Raw genomic sequence first — 17,651 nt, forward strand, 5'->3', positions numbered from 1 at the left:
ATCCCGACTTGGTGGGGCTCATCGGTGCCCGCCGGCCAGCACCTCCTCGGGGATCACCTTCGGCACGCCGCGCAGCCCGGCCAGCGCCAGCACCGCCACCACGGCCAGCAGCGCCGCCGTCACGTACGACGTCAGGTGCATGCCCTCGATGAAGGCCGCCTGAGCCGCCCGGACGAGCTGTTCGCCCTGCTCGGCCGGCAGTGCGGCGGCGGCACCCACCGCGCCGGCGATGGACTCGGCGGCGGCCTCGCCGCCCGGCGCCCCGGCCGGCAGGTCGAGGCCGGCCCGGTAGGCGCTGGTCAGCACCGTGCCCAGGATCGCGATGCCGAGGGCCCCGCCCAGCTCGAACGCCGTCTCCGACACCGCGGCCGCCGCTCCCGCGCGCTGCCTCGGCGCGGTGGCCAGGACGTTGTCGTTGTTGACGGTGAAGGCGAACCCGACCCCCATGCCCCCGATGATCCAGATCGGCAGCAGCGTGAGGTAGTTCAGCTCGGTGCCCAGCGTCGTGTAGTAGAGGAACGAGCCCGCGTTCATGGCCAGCCCCAGCGCCACCACGCCGTTCCTGCCGAGCGGCTGGATGAGCTTGGCGGCCAGGATGCCGCCCGCCGCGCCGCTCAGGCCGCCGGGCAGCTGCGCCAGCCCCGCCAGCAGCGGCGACCAGCCGAGCACGAGCTGCAGGTACCAGGCGAACATCAGCATCATGGCCGACATGGCGAAGATCGCCAGCAGGTTCGTCAGGATCGAGACGCTGAACGCCCTGCGCGCGAACAGCCGTACGTCGATCAGCGGCTCGGCCAGCCGCGTCTGCCGCCAGACGAACAGCGCCAGCAGCCCGATCCCGGCCGCGCCCGCGCCGAGCACGTCGGCGTGCTCCAGCCCCTTGTGCGCGGCCTCCTTGATCGCGTAGACGGTGCTCACCACGCCGGTGAACGACAGGGCCACGCTGGCCAGGTCGATCCGGCCCGCGTCCGGGTTGCGCGACTCGGGCAGCACCACGATGCCGCCGACCAGGACCAGCGCCATGATGGGCACGTTGATCAGGAAGACCGAGCCCCACCAGAAGTGGTCGAGCAGCAGTCCGCCCACGACCGGTCCGACGGCGAAGCCGGCGGCGCTCATCCCGCTCCAGATGCCGACCGCCGCCGTCCGCTCGCCGGGATCGGTGAACACGTTGCGCACGATCGACAGGGTCGAGGGCATGATCGTGGCTCCGGCCACACCCAGCAGTGCCCTGGCGGCGATCAGCAGCTCGGGGGTGGGCGCGTACGCGGTGACGGCGGAGGCGGCCCCGAACGCGGCCGTGCCGATGAGCAGCAGGCGCTTGCGGCCGATGCGGTCGCCGAGATTGCCCATGGTGACGAGCAGGCCGGCCAGCGCGAAGCCGTACATGTCGCCGATCCACAGCAGTTGCGTGGAGCTCGCGCCGAGATCCGTCACCAGGCGGGGCAGCGCCAGGTGCAGGACCGTGAGGTCGAGCGAGAGCAGCAGCGTGGCCAGGCAGGCGATCGCCAGGCTGGCCCCTTTGTTCTTCATGCCGCCCACTGTCGGGGCGGCGGCTGACGGCGGGCCTACCGCTCGCTGACCGCCCGGCTGATCGCCGCCAGCCCGGCGGCGATGCGCTCGCGGGTGTCCTCGGTGCTGAACCAGCCGTCCGGGCACACCTCGCGCGCCTGGAGCAGCAGCGTACGGGCCCGATCGAGGTCGCCGCGCGCCAGCGCCACCTCGCCCTGGCCCAGCCAGGCCCAGGCCAGGGTCTCCATGGAGCCGTTCCTGCGCGACAGCTCGGCCGCCCGTACGTAGTCGTCCCACGCCCTGCCGGGGTCGTCCAGGTGGACCAGCGCGTCGGCCCGCCGGCACAGGCTCTCGGCGATCTCCGTGTTCGCGTCCAGTTCGAGCGCCGTGCTGAGCGCCTCGTCGGCCAGCGCGTACGCGGCGCGGTAGTCGCCCTGCGCCTGGCGCAGCGCACCGAGCCCGGACACCACCAGCACCGTGCCCCAACGCTCCCCGAGCGCCTTGAACGCATCCAGGCTCCGCTCGAACCTGGCCAGCGACTCGTCCGTACGGCCGAGCACCTGAAGAACGAACGCCTGGCCGCTGAAGGACAGTGCCTCCTGCCAGGGCGGCAGCGGCTCGGTCCTGCCCTCCTCCAGCAGACGGTAGATCGTCTCGAAATCCTCGGGCGGGCCGGTGAACATCGACAGCAGCATCATCAGGAACTCCACCCGCATCGGCAGGTGGGTGATCGGCAGCAGGCGGCGCGCCTCGTCCAGGCGCGCCCGCAGCGTCTCGTTCCTGGCTCCCGACCAGGCGGTGATGAGCACGCACATGACGTACTCCTCCTCGCGGCCGGGAAAGCGTGTCTCGCCCAGCGCGGCCAGCAGCCCCAAGGCCAGGTCCGCGCTGGTGCGGCGGTGGCCGCGCATCCACCAGTAGCAGGCGCCGTGCGCCATGAGCCGCAGTGCCAGCTCCAGCCGCCCGGTCTCGGTGCTCCAGCGCACGGCCGCGTCGAGGTCGGCGCTCTCCTCGTCGAGGCGGGCCAGCCACTCCATCTGCTCCGACGTGCGCAGCCGGGGGTCGGCCTCCATCATCAGGTCCAGGTAGTAGCCGGCGTGCGCGTCGCGGATCGCCTCCTGCTCGCCCGACTCCGCCAGCCGTTCGGCGCAGAACGCCCTGATCGTCTCCAGCATCCGGAACCGGCCGTCCGCGAACTCCACCAGCGACTTCTCCGCCAGCGAGAACAGCACCTCCTCCGGCAGCCCGCACACCCGCTCCGCCGCCTCCGGCCGCGCGCCGCCCACGAACACGCTCAGCCGCCTGGCCATCCGCTGCTCGTCCTCGTCCAGCAGGTCCCAGCTCCACGCGACGACCGCGCGCAGGGTCTGGTGGCGGGGCAGTGCCGTACGGCTGCCGCGGGTCAGCAGCCGGAACCGGTCGTCGAGCCGGGCCGCGATGTCGGAGACCGACAGCGTACGGAGGCGGGCCGCGGCCAGCTCGATGGCCAGCGGCAGCCCGTCGAGCGCCCGGCAGATGTGCGCCACCTGCGCGGCGTTGCCCGCGTCCACGGCGAAGCCCGGCCGCACGGCCGCCGCCCGGTCGGCGAACAACCGCACGGCCGCGTAGTCCAGCGGGTTGCCCGTCTCCGGCGGCGGCAGGCCGAGCGGCGAGACGGGCAGGATCGATTCGCCCGTGATGCCCAGAGCCTCCCGCCCGGTCGCCAGCACGCGCAGGCCGGGGCAGGCGGCCAGCAGCTGATCGGCCAGCTCGGCCGTGGCCGCCACGAGGTGTTCGCAGTTGTCGAGGACGATCAGCAGCTCGCGATCGGCCAGCGCGGCGAGCAGCCTGGACAGGGGGTCCACGGCGGGCCGGTCGGGGTGGTGCAGCAGCGCGTCGCGGATGTCGAGGGCGGCCAGCACGGCGCTCGCCACGCCGTCGGCCCCAGAGGCGGCCCCAGAGGCGGCCCCAGAGGCGGCCCCAGAGGCGGGCGCAGAGGCGGGCGCAGAGGCGGGCGCAGAGGCGGGCGCAGAGGCGGGCGCAGAGGCGGGCGCAGAGGCGGGCGCAGAGGCGGGCGCAGAGGCGGGCGCAGAGACGGGCGCGAGCGGCACGAAGCACACGTCGCCGCTCTCCTGGGCGGCGGCCTCGATCGCCAGCCGCGTCTTGCCCGCACCGCCGGGGCCGATCAGCGTGACCAGGCGTCCCGCTCGCAGCCTGGCGCTCACCTGGCCGAGCTCCTCGGACCGGCCGACGAAGCTGGTGAGCTGTGCCCGCAGCCCCTGCCTGCCCCGCGCCCGCCCCGCCGACGGCTCCACCCGCGACGCCGTCGTCTTGCTCAGCGCCGGGTCGGCGCGCAGGACGGCCAGGTGGGCGGCGGCGAGTTCGGCGCCCGGCTCGACGCCCAGCTCCTCGTCCAGCAGCTTCCTGGCGTCCGTGTAGACGGCCAGCGCCTCCGCCTGGCGGCCGCTGCCGTACAGGGCGCGCATGAGCTGGGCGCGCAGCCGCTCGCGCAGCGGGTGGGCGGCGGCCAGCTGGCTCAGCTCGGCCACCAGCTCGCGGTGCCGGCCCAGGTCGAGGTCCGCCTGCACCCGGTCCTCGGTGGCGGTCAGGCGCAGCTCCTCCAGGGCCGCGGCGGCGGCACCTGCGTGCGGGGCGTCGGCGAGCGGCGCGCCCCGCCACAGCTCCAGGGCCTCGCGCAGCAGCGCCGCCGCCCGCTCCGCGTCCCCGCCGGCCAGCGCCTGCCTGCCGGCGGACGCCAGCAGCTCGAACCTGCGCGCGTCCACCTCCTGCGGATCGGTCACCAGCCGGTAACCGGCGGGGTGGAACTCCACCAGGTCCTTGCCCAGCGACCGGCGCAGCCGGGACACCTGCGACTGCAGCGCGTTCGCCACGCCCTCAGGGGGCCTGGGGCCGTACAGGCCCGCCACGAGCTGCTCCGCGCCGACGATGCGGCCGGCGTGCAGGGCCAGCAGCGCCAGCAGGGCGCGGACGCGGGGACCGCCGAGCGCGACCGGCTCGCCGTCCTCGTCCAGCACGGTTGTGGGCCCGAGGATCTGGAAGCGCATCTCTCGATTATCGCGGCAACAGCTCCGCGATCTCCGCATATGTCGGCATGTGCGGGGCCGGCTCGCCGCGTACGTCCAGCACAGCCGCGAGCCCCGCCCGCAGCGCGGCGCGATAGAGCAGCGACCCGGTGCTCACCCTGGCCACGCCGGCCTCCGCGAGCCGGGCCAGGCCGGGACCGTCCGGCTGGTAGAGCACGTTCAACGGCAGCGGCGTGCTCGCCGCGATCTCGGCGATCTCCTTGAGGTCGCTCAGCCCCGGCACGAAGATCCCGTCGGCGTGCCCATAGGCGCGGACGCGCTCCAGCGTGTCACCGGTACGCAGCCAGCACGTGTCCGTACGGGCGTTGACGAACACGCCGTGCCCCTTGGCCGCCTCGATGATGCTCTGGTGCAGCTCGACGGGCCGCAGCGTGCCGTCGGGACGGCCGTCCTCCAGGTTGACGCCCGCGACCCCGAGCGCCGCCAGGGATGCGACCAGGCCGGCGACCTCCGCCGGATCGTCGCTGAACCCGCCCTCGATGTCCACGGTGACCAGGACCCCCAGGCCGCTGATCGCCTCGGTCAGCTCGATCGTCTCGGCCTTGGTACGTCCGGCCGCGTCCGGTTTGCCGTGCACGGCGGCCACGCCGAGACTGGTCGTGCCGATCGCCGGGAACCCCTGCGCGGCCAGGTAGGCGGCGGAGCCGTAGTCCCAGGCGTTGGGCAGCAGCAGCGGGTCGCCGGGGCGGTGCAGGTCGTGGAAGTTCATGAGAGCACTCCTTCCAGGACGCCCGCCGCCAGGGCGAGCGCGTGCGCGGGCGCGGGGCAGGGGCGCACGCCGTGGCCGAAGGTCAGGTGGTCGTCCGGAGCCTCGCGGTTGGCGGCCACCAGGTCGATCGTCACCTCGTCGCCGGTGAGCGTGTCCAGCCTGCGAGTGACCGTGAGCGGTGGGTGCCAGGCCAGCGTCTCCCGTAGCAGCGCGTCGACGTCGTCGCCGGGCCGGGCCCGCTCCAGGGCGTTCGCGGTGAGGCCCTCCGTAGCGGCGTACCCCTGCAGCAGCAGCGTGATCGCGGGGAGGCCGGCCTGCTTCAGCAGTTCGGCGACGGCGGCGTCGGCCTGGGGGCTCTCCTCGCCCGACAGGTATCCGGCCGCGGCGGCCGGCACGGCGCTGGTGTCGGCGACCCCGAGCGCGCTTCCGAGCACCTGCGTGGGCACGCCGCGCCAGTCTCCGCGCCGCTGCTCGGTCATGGATCTGGCCCGCTCGCGCAGTTCGGCCGGGTCCAGCCCGTCCAGCAGGTCGGTCAGGGCGCGGCGGCGTTCGGCGTGCGCCTCGCCGGTGCTGAACCGCGACACGTGGGCGCGCAGCCAGGCCAGCGTCCCCTCCTCGCCGTTCTGGCGTACGGGAGGCGGCACGTACCTGATGTCGGCGAGCACCGCCTCGGCTTCGGCATGACGGGTGATGAGCGTGGCCTCGATGTGCATGGCCTCACGCTATGACCTGGTCCTTTCGACGGCGGTCGAAGTATGCCGAGCGGTGACGTCCGCGGGACGCGGGCCGTCCCGTCATCGGCGGCGTGCCGCTCGCAGGAGGGGTGAGTTTGCCGGCGGCGTGCGCTGTCAGGCGGCGAGCCGTTCCTGGCCCTCCGGCCGCTCCGGGTTCTCCGGCCGGTCCTGCTCGGCCGCCGTGGTCGCCGTGGGCGCGACCGCGTTCCGCGCGGCGCCCCTGCCGCCGCCGATCGCCAGCGCCATGGCCATGAGCAGCGCCATCTCGGCCAGCACCATGCCGCGCTCCAGCAGCCCGTAGTAGGCGCCGCCGTTGATCAGCGCCGAGGTGATCGTGGCGGGGTGGGCCGCCAGGTAGATCGCCAGCGTCACCCCGGAGGCCACGCTCATGGCCCGCACCGCGTTCCACCTCGGGGCGGCCGACCGGCCACGGGCCAGGACCCAGCCGGCGACCGGCAGCGAGGTGAACACGATCGCCGACGACCAGCGGTGGATCTCGCCGGACAGCGAGCCCACCTGCGAGGTGCCGGGGTCGGTGGGGAATATGCCGCTCATCATCAGACCGAAGGCCCCGGCCAGCAGCAGCACGCGGGTGGCCGCGGTGCGTGCGGGGTCCACGATCGCCAGCCCGTACGCCAGGCTCAGGCACGCTCCCGCGAGTGCCAGCATCCCGATCAGTACGGGCGCCAGCCCGCCGGAGAGCAGCGCGTAGTCACTGAGCAGCGTCTGGTCGGGCAGCGCCACGTGCGCGTACGCCAGCGCGCCCGCCGACACCGTCGTGCCGATCAGCGTCCCCCAGACGCTGCGTGCGATCGTCATCGCGTCACCTCATCGTAGATCCGCTCGAACCGGGCGAGCGAGGACTGGTCGTCGTGGGCCAGGGCCAGTTCCCTGCTGGCCTTGCCGAGCCGGGCGCGCAGGCCGTCGTCGGCGAGGACGGCGGTCAGGTGCCTGGCCAGCCCGACCACGTCGCCGGGCTGGAACAGATAGCCGTTCTCCTCCACCAGGTGCGGCAGCGCCATCGCGTCGGCGGCGACCACGGGCAGCCCCGAGGCCATGGCCTCCAGCGTGGCGATGCTCTGCAACTCGGCGACGCCCGGCATGGCGAACACGTCGGCGGCGGAGAACGCCTGCGGCATGTTCTCGTCGGGGACGAAGCCGAGGAAGAAGACCCGGTCGCTCACTCCGATGCGCCGGGCCAGCCGCTCCAGCACGTCGCGCTGGTTGCCCTTGCCGACCAGCGCCACCTGCGCGTCGGTCTCGTTGAGCACCAGTGGCAGCGCGCGGACCAGCTCGTCCAGCCGCTTCTCCTCGTCAAGCCGGCCGACGAACAGCACCGTGGGCCGGTCGGGCAGGTCGAACATCCTGCGCGCCCACGACTTCGGCTCGGCGCGCGGGTGGAACCTGGTCAGGTCGATCCCGCAGGACACCGGCTCGACCTCGCCCCCGAAGCCCTGGTCGGACAGGAGTTTCGCGGCCAGCGGGGTGGGCGTGGTGATGTGGTCGGCCCGGCTGAAGATTCGGCTGAAGTCGCGCCACGCCAGCCGGCCCGCCTTGATCCTGAGCCGTTCGGGGATGTGGGCGAACTGGAAGAGGTTGTCGGGCATGAAGTGGTTCGTCGCCACGATCGGCACGCCGGCCCGGCGGGCGGCGGCGATGGCGGCCCGGCCGACCACGAAGTGGCCCTGGGTGTGCAGCACGTCCGGCTTGATGTCGGCGACCAGCCGGTCGAGCCGGGTCGGCACGGTGACGCGCATGGTCGGGTGGACCAGTAGCGGCGCCGAGCGCAGCCGGTGCACCACGACGCCGTCCACGACGTCGGCGCTGGCCGGGCCGGCCTCCGACTGGCAGACCACGTGCACGTCGTTGCCGCGCGCGGCCAGGCCCGTGGCCAGGCGATGGGTGAAGTAGGCGGCGCCGTTCACGTCCGGGGGATAGGTGTCGGTGGAGATCAGGATCCGGCGGGGGCGCTCGGGAGCAGGGGAGAGCGCGGCGACGTCGGAAACGGTGTGAAGGGGCATGGCCATGGTCGTTTACTCCGGTCTTGCGGTCGTGGCTTGGGGACAGCCGAGAGGGATGTTGATCAGGGGGTCGGGACGAGTGGTTCGCGGTCTCGGTGGGTCTCCAGCGGGCTGGTCCTGGCCAGGGCCACGGTGCCCGCGGCGGTCAGGAGGGCGGCCACGACCGGCAGGATCCCGGTCGGCAGCGGCTCGCCCAGCAGCAGCGCGCCGAACGCCACCGCGGTCAGGGGGTCGGTGATCTGCAGTGAGGCGAAGGAGACGCCGAAGTGCCCGACGGCGTAGGCCCGCTGGAGCATGACCAGCGCCAGCAGGGCGGGCACCGGCAGCGCCAGCAGGTACCACCAGTTCCAGCCGCCGTCCACCAGCACGCGCACGAGGGTGGCGGTGGCGCCGTACAGGACGCCGGAGCTGGTGGCCAGCAGCGCAGCCCGGCCCGCCGGCGAGGCGGCCTTCGAGCCGGCCCACAGCAGCACCGCCGCGATGCCGGCCACGGCGAGCAGCGTGAGCACGCCGTCCGGGCTGAGTCGGGTGGGGCCTTCCGACTCCGGCACCAGCAGCACCAGGCCGATCAGCCCGATCGCCACCACACCGGCCGCGGCCAGTTCGTTGCGGGCCGGCCTGCGGCCGTGCAGCGCGGCGGCCAGGGGCAGGGCGAACAGCAGGCTGGCCACGCCCATGGGCTGGACGACGGTCAGCGGGCCCAGCCCGAGCGCGACGATGTGCAGGCCGCCACCCGCCAGGATGGACGCGCCGCCCAGCAGCCAGCGTGGCCTCCTGAGCAGGGCGAGCAGTCCGGGCTCGGCGGTGCCGGCCGCCTCGAACTGCTGCAGCGCGGCCCCGAGCGCGAAGAACAGCGAACCGACCAGGGCTATTACCGCGGCCAGCACAGTCATGCGCACTCCTTTCAGACGGATGGTTGCCAGGCAGGGTCAAACGGACGTGTCCGCAGGAAGGCGTTCCGGGGAAACCTGGATGGCGGCACGTCGTTTCCGCGTCCAGCGCACGATCTCCACCACGGCGGTGATGGACAGCGCGATCCCGAGGCCGAGCAGCAGCCCCTTGATCGGGTCGTTCTCGAACGCCATCCCGCCGAAGAAGCCGATCAGCCCGGAGTACACCGCCCACGAGCTCGCCGCGATCGCGTCGAAGAAGGTGAACGAGCGCAGCGGATGCCGTACCGCGCCCATGGTGAGCGTGGTCGCGGTACGTCCGCCGGGGATGTACCTGGCCACGACCAGGACGAGCCCGCCCCGCTCCGCCAGTGCGCCGCGCGCCCAGATGAACGCCTTCTTGTCCCGCAGCCGGCTGGCCGACCTGTTGCCGATCAGGTACGAGACATGGTCACCGGCGAACGCGCCGAGCCCCGCGACCACGATGACCAGGGCCAGGTTGGTCTCGCCCGTGGCGGCGAACACCCCGGCCGTGATCACCGAGGTCTCGGCGGGCACGATGGGGAAGAACCCGTCGAGCAGCGCCAGGGCGAACAGCGCGACGTACAACCACGGTGACGACATCACCTGCTCGACCAGGTCGAGGATGGCGTGCGACATGAGCGTGTACTCCGATCGTTTAGGGCACCCACACAGCGTCTCGGTGCGGGCGGTTCGGGAACATCGGGGATGCCCCCGGTCGAACGCGGCCCTTTCCCTTACTGAGGTCAGGGCCGGTACCCCATGAAGGTAGAAACTCCGCAGGTCACGGCACATCGGACGATCGGCACGCGCCACCCCCTACTTTCGTCAGGGGCGGGCCCGCGACCTCCGGATGACACCACCGATCAAACCCGTTTCCGCAGGCGGAAACAGGAGTGGAGGTAGGCGGTTTCCGGGTGGGGTTATCCCTACCTCGGCGGTGGTCCGCACCCCACCCTGACTTTCGTCAGGGGTGGCACCCGACTTCCGGCGGCTCCGCCTGGCCGGGCGCGCGGATAACGTCGGTCGCGTGAAGCGTCCGTACGTCCTCCGCCGCGAGAGCCGTCGGCAGGTGATCTATGACCTGCTGCTCTTCGTCCTGCTGAGCGTCCTCGTGATCGCGATGGGGCCCGATCCCGTCTACCGCGACGCGGCGGCGTTCCTCAGGGTGACCGTGCCCCGGCTGGGGCTGGCGGCGCTGGCCGTCTACGTCGGCCGGCGCTATCCGCTGGCCGCGCTGGTGCTGCTGCTGCCAATGGGACCGTGGCGGTTCACCGAGGGGTTCGCGACGGTCGATCTGAGCTGGCTGCTGCCCCGGCGCGACGTGAAGATCTTCCCGGTGCTGCCGTCGTCCATGGTCGTCGTCTGGTACGCGTACCTGACCGGGCGGCGCCTGGCCCGGGTGCGGTCCGCCCTGGTGGCGTTCTGCGTCATCTCCCTGGTCGGGGTGGCCGTCGTGCTGAGCCAGGGCGGCGACCTGGCGCTGTGGGTGTCCATGGTCACCGGGCTGGCCGGCACCTACCTCGTCCCCTACCTGCTGGGCCTGCTCCGCCGCAGGCTGCTGGACCAGCGGCGGCAGGCCACACTGGCCGGCGAGGCGCAGGCCAGGCTGCGCGAGCGGGCCAGGATCGCGCGCGACATGCACGACTCGCTCGGCCACGACCTGGCCCTGATCGCGGTCAGGGCCGCCGGTCTCGAACTCGCTCCCGGCCTCGCGCCCGCCCAGGTCAAGGCCGCGGGGGAGCTGCGCGTCGCGGCGGCGGACGCGACGGAGCGGCTGCGCCAGATCATCGGGCTGCTGCGCGACGACGCGGACGCCGCGCCGCTCTCGCCCGTGGGGGAGGACGTCTCGGAGCTGGTACGCCGTGCGGCGGACTCCGGCATGTCGATCACCTTGCGCCTGTCCGAGGACGAGCCCGAGGGCCCGCCCACCGGCCCGTCCGCGAGCCCGTCCATGGGCCCGTCCATTGGCCCGCCCGCGGTTCCGTCCGCCGGCCCTGCGTCTGCCCTGGCCCGCGCCGTCGTCCAGGAGGGGCTGACCAACGCGGCCAAGCACGCCCCGGGGGCCGCTGTCGAGGTCACGGTCTCGCCGCACCGGGTCCGCGTACGCAACGGGCCGCCGCGCTCCAGACCTGTGGCACGCTCCGGCGGGCTGGGGCTGGCGGGGCTGCGCGAGCGCGTACGGCTGTCCGGCGGCACGCTCACCGCCGGCCCGTCCGGCGACGGCTTCGAACTGACCGTCACCCTCCCGCACGAGCCCGGGACCCTCCCCCATGAGAGGGAGGAGGATCCCCACCGGTCGTGAGGGAACCGGCCGCCGCGAACGCGAGGCTCGGACCATGAACAACAGGGCCACGAACAACAGGGCCACGAACAACAGGGCCACGAACAACAGGGTCATGAACAACGGGGCCATGCACAACAGGACGATGAACAACGCCCATGGACCGGGCATCGGCCGCCTCACCGCCGCCGTCGTGGCGGTCGCCGCCATGCTGCCCTACCTCACGCTCAAGATCCTCTGGCTCACCGGCAGCGACCTCGGCCTGAGCGAGCCGGGTCTGATGAACGACCCGGCCATGATCGGGATGAACGCGATGACCTTCGGCATGGACGTCGTGGCCCTGCTGCTGGCGCTGTCGTTCACCATGCGCTGGGGCCTGCGGTTGCCCGCCTGGCTGGTGCTGCTGCCGCTGTGGGTGGGCATCGGCCTGCTGTCGGTGGTGGCCGTGGCCGCGCCCGTCATCGCGGTGATCTCCGGCTCTGAGGTCCTCGGTGACGGGCCCATCGCGCCGTGGATCTACCTGATGGTGTACGGCGGGTTCGTGGGTCAGGCCGTCGGCCTCATGATCGCCTTCGTCCTCTACGCGCGCGACCGCTGGCCCGGCGTCTTCACCACTGCCGTGAACCACCCCTTCCCCAGCCCAACCCGGCCGCTGCAGGCGGTCATCGCCTGGGGCGCGCTGCCGGTGGCCGTGGCGATCGGCGGGACGAAGCTCGTGGGGGCGTTCGGCGCGGACGCCGCGGTGCTCGTACAGGAAGGGCTGAAGGGGGTGCTCGCCATCGCCGGAGCCGTCGCGCTCGTGGCGGTCGTACGGCGGCGCGGCGGCGGCCCGTTCTGGCGGCCGCTCGTGCTCGTCTGGCTGGGCTCGGGCACGCTGTTCGGCTGGAGCCTCTATCTGATGATCGTCCGGTCCGTCGGCGGGCCGCTCTCGGCGGGCGGCGCCGGGGGCCTGGTGGACCTGTTCGGCCTGCTGACCGGGCTGATCATGGGGATGTGCGGGGCGTTCCTGCTGGTGGAACGGTCAGGCGTGCGAGACGTGCAGCCGGTGCAGCAGCCGCTTGAACGCCAGTACGGAGAACGTGATCGCCGCACCGCTGATCACGGCCACCGCTGACGTACGCATGATCATGAAGCCGGCCAGCGAGCCGCCCAGCGACTCGTACACCGCGAGGAAGATGCTCAGCGTCGAGTTCATCAGCAGCACGAACGCCCACAGCAGCGTGATCCGAGCGAAGAACCTGCGCACGCGCTCGTGCTTGAGCACCGCGGACGGCAGATGGATGTAGTCGAGCGTCAGCTTCTGCACCAGCGGCCGGTTCAGCCGCACGGAGGCGAGGAAGGCCATGCTGATGCAGATCGTGCCCATCTCCGGCTGGATGAAGAACCACATCCAGGTGCCGGTCCAGAACGCCACGATCGCCCTGATGGTGATCGCGAACGCGGCCAGGTACATCGTGGCGGGCACCTTGACCCGCCTGACCAGCCGCCAGGCCACTCCGAGGTAGACCCAGGCGACGGTGAGGGCGAGCGCCCACTTGAAGCCGAGGACGACCATGGCGAGGTAGAACACGGCGAGGGGGGCCACCACGCCTTCCAGCAGCCGGGGAGCGGCCTGCCGGGCGAGCGCGGTGAGGCGTGGAAGAGTGACCTGTGGATGGTTCAAGGTTGCTCCGCAGATAGGCCGACGATCGACGTCTACCCGGGCTTCGGGGGACCAGGCTTTCCAGATGGATGGCTGGATGTCACCGAGGCGTCATCGCCGTTGTCCCGGGAAGCACGCCGGTGGCCTACCGTACCCGAGGCAAGAAGGTGGGACTGCCTCTTTTGACTCGTTCCATCTGTATCCACGAGAACAGAGGCGCCTTGAATGCGTCTTTCATCCGAGTGAAGTCGTGGCGAGTTTCGCGCCGAATCCCAGGAAGACGACGCCCACTCCGGACGTGAGGCCGGCGCTGAGCCGGCTGTGGCGGCGGAACTGCCGGGCCAGGTAGGTGCCGCCGAAGATGAGCGCCGTCAGGTAGAGGAAGCTGAAGATCTGGATGACCGCGCCCAGGATGAGGAACGACAGCGCCGGGCTGCTGTAGGCCGGGTCCACGAACTGGACGAAGAACGAGATGAAGAAGAGGATCGCCTTGGGGTTCAGCAGGCTGATCGTCAGCGCCTTACGGAACGGCCGCGCCCTGAGCTCCGCCTCCGTCGCCGCGGCCTGTACCTGATCCGCTGCCGCTGTCGAGGCCTGCACCGGATCCGCACCCGCTGTCGTAGCTTGTGCCTGGTCCTGCGCGGGGTTCGTCGTCGGCCGCTGTGTCCGCCAGGCACTCCAGGCGCCGCGGATCATCTGGAACCCGATCCAGGCCAGGTAGGCGGCGCCCGCGTACTTGACGATCGCGAACAACGGCGGGTTGGTGCGCAGAAGGGACGCGGCCCCGGCAGCGGACAGGACCATCAGCACGGTGTCGCCGACGAAGACGCCCGCTGCGGCCCGGTATCCCTGACGGACCCCGTGCCGGGCGGCCAGGGACAGGACATACAGGGAGTTGGGGCCGGGCAGCAGGATGATCAGGAAAGCGCCGACCACGTAGGTCCAGAAGTCCATGATGCCGAAGAACATGCCGCTTGCTCCAGGAGAAGAACTGGTGACGAATCACGTTAGCGCGTGAGCAGCGATGACTTTTCTGCCGCCCTCCGGTCTACAAGCACACACAGCAAAGGAGCACCCCATGGATCTCGGAATGGGTCTCCCCGTCACCGGGAGAGACGCCGACCCTGAGCACATCGCCCGCGTGGCGCAGACGGCCGAGCAGGCGGGCCTCGGCGCGGTATGGACCTTCGAACGGCTGCTGCGCCCTGCCCAGGCACGGATGATCGGCATGGACCAGCCCGTGCCGCTGCCCGACGCCTACGGCAGCGTCCTCGACCCGCTGGAGACGCTGGCGTACGTAGCGGCCAGGACCAGCACCATCCGCCTCGGCACCAGCGTCGTCGACGCGCTCTTCCACAACCCCGTCGTCCTGGCCAAGCGACTGGCCACCCTCGACCGGCTCAGCGGCGGCCGAGCCATGATCGGGCTGGGGCAGGGCTGGATGGAGCAGGAGTTCGAGGCCGCTGGTGTGCCCGTCAAGCGGCGCGGAGCCGGTTTCGCGGAGCACGTCCAGGCCATGCAGGCGTGCTGGGGGCCCGACCCGGTGAGCTTCTCCGGCCGCTTCTACTCGATCCCGGAGGCGGACATCGGCCCGAAGCCGTCACCGTCCGGCCTCAAGCTGCTGGCCGGCGCCACGACCCCGGCGGCGATCGAACGGGCGGCGGCGCTCGGGATGGGGATCCTGGTGGTGGTGTTCGACTGGGACCAGGCCAGGCAGGCCGTGGAGGCGTACGGCAAGGGCCCCGGCCCGCTGGTCCTCCAGGTGAACGGCCCCGTCACGGCCCGCCCCCTGACCGATCGCATGCCGCTGACCGGCTCACCGGAGCAGGTGGCGGGTGACCTGGCCCGGGCCCAGGAACTGGGCGCCGACCACGTGCTCTGGCAACCGATGGAGACTGGCGCGGACGAACTGGTCGAACGCCTCGCGGAGGTCCTTACTTCGTGACTTCGGGGGAGGGAGCGCCGTCTGGTGTCTCCTCCTCGAAGACCTCTTCGAGGGTGATGGCGTCGACGATATGCATGAGCCACTCTTCGAGTAGGGCGAGGTCGGTGGTTCCCATGATCTTGTCACGGACGGGCTTATCGGTCGGGATGCGCCGCCTCTCAAGAGCTTTCAGCACGAATCTCGCATAGCCCCTCGCGTAGCCCTCTGCATAAGCCTTTTCGCAGTCCTCCGGACAATGCCTTGTGTAGCTCTCCGCATAGCCTGTTGCAAAGCCGCTCGCAAAGCCATCGGCGAGGTACACCTGCCCGGACCCAGATCTGAATAGGCGGGCACCTGGGTGCATGAAGTTCCTCCCGGTCTGTCTTGTGTGTTGGTGCTTGAAGGGGCCTGGGTCAACGGGAGGGGGCGTGGTGGGGTCCTGGTGTCAGGCACGGTTGGGGCGTTGATCCAGATCGGTGGTACTAGTCGAAGATCTCTTCGGCAGTGGTGACGTGGACGGAACGCCTCAGCCAGTATTTGAGCATGGCGAGGTCGGTGGTTTTCATGAGTTTGTCGTGGAACGCCTGGTCTGTCGGGATGCCCCGTTCGTCGAGGACCTCCAATATGGAGTTAAGGATGGTATGCGCCGCAGTATCGGCTTTGACTTCGGCGATGTACTCTTGCCCGGACTCTGACCTGAATCGGTAGGCGCTTGCTTGCATGAACTTCCTCCAGATCTGTCTGGCTTTGGTCTTTCCTAGGCCTATTTCTGTCTGTGTGGCGAGCTCTTCGGCTGTCTCCCGGTCGATCTTGTGCAGGGCGTGGTTCAGGGCTTCCAGTATGTCATTCACCTCCGGCGACTCCACGTGGCAGAAGGCGGAGAACATGGTCAGCAGCACATTCTCAGTCGCCTCCTCCGGGTCGGTGATCGCCTTGACGTTGTCGGGGCCGAACACGATCGGACTGACGACCAGGGACGGGTAGCCTTCGAGCCCGATGGGGTGTGCCTGACGAGCCCAGGTCGCCGTTTTGGTGTCCGCGCAGGTCACCATGAGTGTCACCGGACACTCGTACTTGCTGTGCGCGTAGCTGATGTAGTGGGCCCAGGAGGATACCTTTTTCTCGCTTTCGCGTAGTTGTGCCTCGGTGATGATGATGTGTTTTTCCTCCTGCTTGAGCAGGAACATCACCACCGTATCGGCTTTCCGGTCGATGGGAAGAATTTCCGTCATGTCCGTATCTATGACGGCAATCTCCTGCGGAACGGGCAATTCTATGTCGATCATCTCGAATGCACGGGTGTATAGCTCCGGATTGTCGCGGAATATGCGATGGAGCCCTTCGTGCTGTGCTGTGGGCATGCGGGGACGTTATCGCGATTCGGCGCGGGCTTTTGACGAATTCTTGTCGTTCTCATTTTCGCCAGCAGGGTTAAGTAGAAGGATTCTTCAACCGAGTGTAAGAAAAGGTTGCGTGCCAGGTGGTGTGAATCGCACGGCAGAATGTGACATGTGCGGATATCCATCTTGGGCCCGCTGGAGGTCGAAGGCGACGAGGGGCCGATCGCCGTCAAAGGCTTGCGGTTGCGGGCGGCGTTGCGGCCGTACGACGTGGTGGAGAGCAGGCCGGGCGGACACGCGCTGAGCGTGCGGGCCGAGGACGTGGACGCGCTGCTGTTCCGGCGTACGGCCGGGACCGGGGAGGGGCTGGAGCTGTGGCGGGGGCCCGCGCTGGCCGATCTGCTCGCGGTGCCCCGGCTGGCGAACGCGGCCGCCCGGCTGGAGGAGGAGCGGCTGGCCGCCGTCGAGACGCGGGCCGCGGCGCGGCTGGCCGCCGGGCTGCCAGTCGATCTGCCGGTCGATCCGCCGCTCGATCTGAGCGTGGAGGTGGCGGCTCATCCGCTGCGTGAGCGGCTGTGCGCGCTGGCCATGCGGGCGCTAGCCGCGTCCGGACGGCAGGCCGAAGCGCTGGAGCTGTTCGAGCGGGCCCGGCGGAGGTTGGCCGATGAGCTCGGGGTCGATCCGGGTGATGAGTTGCGTGCCGCTCATCTCGCCGTCGTGTCCGGAGCTGTTGTCGGGTCGTTCGGCGTTAGCGGGTTGAGGGCCGTTCCGGCAAGGGCCGGCTGGGCGCGCTGGCGGACAAGTCGCTGGTCCAGGTCTCGCCCGAGGGCCGCTACGCGATGCTGGAGACGATCAGGGCGTACGCCGTCGAACGGCTGGAGGAGTCGGACGAGGCGGGCGCCTACCGGCGGCGGCACGCCGCGTACCTCCGTGATCTGGTCGAGCGCGCCACCCCTGAGCTGCAGACATCCGCGCAGATCGGCTGGATCGAGCGGCTGGCCGCCGAGCGCGACGACTTCGCCGCGGCGCTGCGCTGGGTGCTCGACGAGCGGGACGCCGAGCTGGCGCTGCGGCTGTGCACGAAGCTGAACTGGTACTGGTGGATGCGCGGCTATCGCAGGGAGAGCGCGTCGTGGGCCGCCCAGGTGCTGGAGCTGGCGGGTGACCTGCCGCCGCCCGGTCTGGCCGGCGCGTACGCGGCCTGCGTGTTCGCCTGCGCAGTGGACCGGCTCGGCGAGCTGAGCGACGACCGGGACGGCCTGATCGAGCTGTGGGAACGGACCGAACGGCTGGTCGAGGTGGCGCGGCGGGAAGGGCCCGTGCATCCGCTGGTGCTGCTGAGCCGGGCCGTCACGGCCGCCATGGCCGGGCTCGACGAGCGCGCCACCGAGTTGCTCGACGCGTACGCGGCCGGCGACGATCTCTGGCTGGCCAGCTCCGCGCTCATGATCGGCGGCCCGGGCCGTTCGGAGGAGAAGCTGGAGCGGGCGG

Annotated in this window: 17 protein-coding genes; 4 read left to right on the forward strand and 13 right to left on the reverse strand. The window is 71.1% G+C overall.

Features of this window, described 5'->3' with window-relative positions; all coding sequences use genetic code 11:
• Positions 1-18: 18 nt before the first annotated feature.
• The 8 genes from AB0C28_RS50065 to AB0C28_RS50100 form a co-directional block, all read right to left on the reverse strand.
• Positions 19-1,533 (reverse strand): MFS transporter, encoded by a 1,515-nt coding sequence (locus tag AB0C28_RS50065; protein ID WP_357858027.1) that lies wholly within the window; start codon positions 1,531-1,533, stop codon positions 19-21.
• 35 nt (positions 1,534-1,568) lie between these two features.
• Positions 1,569-4,556, reverse strand: coding sequence for a BTAD domain-containing putative transcriptional regulator (locus AB0C28_RS50070; RefSeq protein ID WP_358083606.1), 2,988 nt, complete (start codon positions 4,554-4,556; stop codon positions 1,569-1,571).
• 7 nt (positions 4,557-4,563) lie between these two features.
• Positions 4,564-5,304, reverse strand: coding sequence for an isocitrate lyase/phosphoenolpyruvate mutase family protein (locus tag AB0C28_RS50075; RefSeq protein ID WP_358083609.1), 741 nt, complete (start codon positions 5,302-5,304; stop codon positions 4,564-4,566).
• Positions 5,301-6,017 (reverse strand): hypothetical protein, encoded by a 717-nt coding sequence (locus tag AB0C28_RS50080; protein ID WP_358083612.1) that lies wholly within the window; start codon positions 6,015-6,017, stop codon positions 5,301-5,303. The genes AB0C28_RS50075 and AB0C28_RS50080 overlap by 4 nt, the downstream gene beginning before the upstream one ends.
• Before the next feature lie 135 nt (positions 6,018-6,152).
• Positions 6,153-6,857 carry a DUF998 domain-containing protein gene (locus AB0C28_RS50085; protein ID WP_358083615.1) on the reverse strand — a complete coding sequence of 235 codons (705 nt, stop codon included), beginning with the start codon at positions 6,855-6,857 and terminating at the stop codon, positions 6,153-6,155.
• Positions 6,854-8,059 carry a glycosyltransferase gene (locus AB0C28_RS50090; RefSeq protein WP_358083673.1) on the reverse strand — a complete coding sequence of 402 codons (1,206 nt, stop codon included), beginning with the start codon at positions 8,057-8,059 and terminating at the stop codon, positions 6,854-6,856. The genes AB0C28_RS50085 and AB0C28_RS50090 overlap by 4 nt, the downstream gene beginning before the upstream one ends.
• Positions 8,060-8,121: 62 nt before the next feature.
• Positions 8,122-8,952 carry a DMT family transporter gene (locus AB0C28_RS50095; protein ID WP_357858041.1) on the reverse strand — a complete coding sequence of 277 codons (831 nt, stop codon included), beginning with the start codon at positions 8,950-8,952 and terminating at the stop codon, positions 8,122-8,124.
• 36 nt (positions 8,953-8,988) lie between these two features.
• A complete protein-coding gene (locus tag AB0C28_RS50100; protein ID WP_358083618.1) occupies positions 8,989-9,609 on the reverse strand; it encodes a DedA family protein in 621 nt (206 codons plus the stop codon).
• Between the two features lie 391 nt (positions 9,610-10,000).
• Here AB0C28_RS50100 and AB0C28_RS50105 point away from each other — a divergent pair, with 391 nt between their 5' ends.
• Together AB0C28_RS50105 and AB0C28_RS50110 are read left to right on the forward strand one after the other, a co-directional pair.
• A complete protein-coding gene (locus AB0C28_RS50105; RefSeq protein ID WP_357858046.1) occupies positions 10,001-11,275 on the forward strand; it encodes a histidine kinase in 1,275 nt (424 codons plus the stop codon).
• A gap of 34 nt (positions 11,276-11,309) precedes the next feature.
• A complete protein-coding gene (locus AB0C28_RS50110; RefSeq protein ID WP_358083621.1) occupies positions 11,310-12,368 on the forward strand; it encodes a hypothetical protein in 1,059 nt (352 codons plus the stop codon).
• On the opposite strand, the gene AB0C28_RS50115 is transcribed toward AB0C28_RS50110, so the two are convergent.
• Both AB0C28_RS50115 and leuE read right to left on the reverse strand, forming a co-directional pair.
• Positions 12,276-12,917 carry a VC0807 family protein gene (locus AB0C28_RS50115; protein ID WP_346115108.1) on the reverse strand — a complete coding sequence of 214 codons (642 nt, stop codon included), beginning with the start codon at positions 12,915-12,917 and terminating at the stop codon, positions 12,276-12,278. The genes AB0C28_RS50110 and AB0C28_RS50115 overlap by 93 nt on opposite strands.
• 213 nt (positions 12,918-13,130) lie before the next feature.
• Positions 13,131-13,865: a leucine efflux protein LeuE gene (leuE, locus tag AB0C28_RS50120; RefSeq protein WP_358083624.1), complete on the reverse strand. Its 735-nt coding sequence runs from the start codon at positions 13,863-13,865 to the stop codon at positions 13,131-13,133.
• A gap of 109 nt (positions 13,866-13,974) precedes the next feature.
• On the opposite strand from leuE, the gene AB0C28_RS50125 reads away from it, so the two are divergent.
• The gene (locus AB0C28_RS50125) at positions 13,975-14,841 is read left to right on the forward strand and encodes a TIGR03619 family F420-dependent LLM class oxidoreductase (RefSeq protein ID WP_358083627.1); all 867 of its coding nucleotides are present in this window, start codon (positions 13,975-13,977) and stop codon (positions 14,839-14,841) included.
• Here AB0C28_RS50125 and AB0C28_RS50130 read toward each other — a convergent pair.
• Positions 14,831-15,142 carry a hypothetical protein gene (locus tag AB0C28_RS50130; RefSeq protein WP_358083629.1) on the reverse strand — a complete coding sequence of 104 codons (312 nt, stop codon included), beginning with the start codon at positions 15,140-15,142 and terminating at the stop codon, positions 14,831-14,833. The two genes, AB0C28_RS50125 and AB0C28_RS50130, sit on opposite strands and share 11 nt — an antisense overlap.
• Before the next feature lie 160 nt (positions 15,143-15,302).
• Complete coding sequence (locus AB0C28_RS50135) at positions 15,303-16,181, reverse strand: hypothetical protein (RefSeq protein WP_358083632.1); 879 nt, start codon at positions 16,179-16,181, stop codon at positions 15,303-15,305.
• A gap of 150 nt (positions 16,182-16,331) precedes the next feature.
• On the opposite strand from AB0C28_RS50135, the gene AB0C28_RS50140 reads away from it, so the two are divergent.
• Positions 16,332-17,249, forward strand: a complete 918-nt coding sequence (locus AB0C28_RS50140) for an AfsR/SARP family transcriptional regulator (RefSeq protein WP_358083635.1) — start codon at positions 16,332-16,334, stop codon at positions 17,247-17,249.
• Between the two features lie 22 nt (positions 17,250-17,271).
• On the opposite strand, the gene AB0C28_RS50145 is transcribed toward AB0C28_RS50140, so the two are convergent.
• The gene (locus tag AB0C28_RS50145; RefSeq protein ID WP_358083638.1) at positions 17,272-17,607 is read right to left on the reverse strand and encodes a hypothetical protein; all 336 of its coding nucleotides are present in this window, start codon (positions 17,605-17,607) and stop codon (positions 17,272-17,274) included.
• Positions 17,608-17,651: the final 44 nt, after the last annotated feature.

Origin of the sequence: Nonomuraea sp. NPDC048892 (assembly GCF_040649735.1) — a bacterium.
Classification (GTDB): Bacteria; Actinomycetota; Actinomycetes; order Streptosporangiales; family Streptosporangiaceae; genus Nonomuraea; species Nonomuraea maheshkhaliensis.